Source organism: Streptomyces sp. NPDC006544 (genome assembly GCF_040611715.1).
Classification (GTDB): Bacteria; Actinomycetota; Actinomycetes; order Streptomycetales; family Streptomycetaceae; genus Streptomyces.
In genome coordinates this window covers 1-1,014 of record NZ_JBEXOV010000242.1, presented here as the reverse complement: position 1 = coordinate 1,014, position 1,014 = coordinate 1, and the positions used below count along the sequence as shown (strand labels likewise).

Here is a 1,014-nt window from a genome sequence, read left to right as displayed (position 1 = left end):
TCCGGCCGTTCCGCGGCCGGGACCGGGGCGACCGGCGAACCCCCGGCGACGACGCCCATTAAAATGACCGACATTAATAAATACTGGAAGTTTTGCCCACCCGTAATCGAAGTAGACCAGTTGCCTGGATCCATATATCCCACAGCAACTAATGCTCCCGGTCCAGAATAGGCGAACAGGGTTTTCCAAAAGCCTTTGCCTTTGGGTACCTCGACAGTTCCGTTAATTTCCTCTAAAGAGGGACCATTCGCATGCTGAATTAATCGAGGTTTGTGCTCTTTACCAGACTGACTTGTTGTATCTTTCAAAATATTTCCACCTTCCTTTAAGAATATTATAAGTATACACCTCTTTTTTATAAAATTAAAGCAAAATATTAGGCAAACCTAAAAAAAAATAAACATCGCCTAATTTAATATTATTTGCCTTCATTTCATTTGTATCGGAATGAATCAATTGTACACTGGACCAATGTCAAATATTTAGACACAAAATGAGCTATATTTTCTTAAAATAATTTTCTTCTTTCTGATTTGGAGTTAAACCCTTGTTGGCGGAATGAGGATTATAATTGTTATAAAATTGTTCGATGTATTCAAAGCAAGAGAGTTGAACTTCTTAAATGGAGTGATAAGTTCTGCGATTAATTTCTCGTTGTTTAAGATACTTGAAAAAGACCTCAGTGACGGCATTATCATAAGGATATCCAGGCTTGGAGTAAGAAGCAAGCAATTGATGCTCATCTAATAACTTTCTAAAGGAAGCTGATTTAAATTGGCTTCCTTGATCCGAATGAAAGATAATTGGTTCCTTAGGCTTCCTCTTATTTATAGCTATCTCTAAGGTGTCACAGGCGAGTTTGGCATCAATTCGATCACTTACTTTCCACGCAATACATTTCCTTGAGTAGAGGTCAAGAATAGCACAGAGATAAACATGTCGTTTAGGTCCTATAGAGATAGAGATCGGAGGAACCGTCCACCCGGTACATGATGTTCAGCGGTCCCGTGTCCG

General features: G+C 39.6%; 2 pseudogenes. Both read right to left on the bottom strand.

The window, feature by feature from the left end:
* Positions 1-308: pseudogene (locus ABZY44_RS37815) on the bottom strand (hypothetical protein); the annotation flags it as partial.
* 174 nt (positions 309-482) lie between these two features.
* A pseudogene (locus ABZY44_RS37810) lies at positions 483-960 on the bottom strand (IS3-like element IS-LL6 family transposase); the annotation flags it as partial.
* Between the last annotated feature and the right edge of the window lie 54 nt (positions 961-1,014).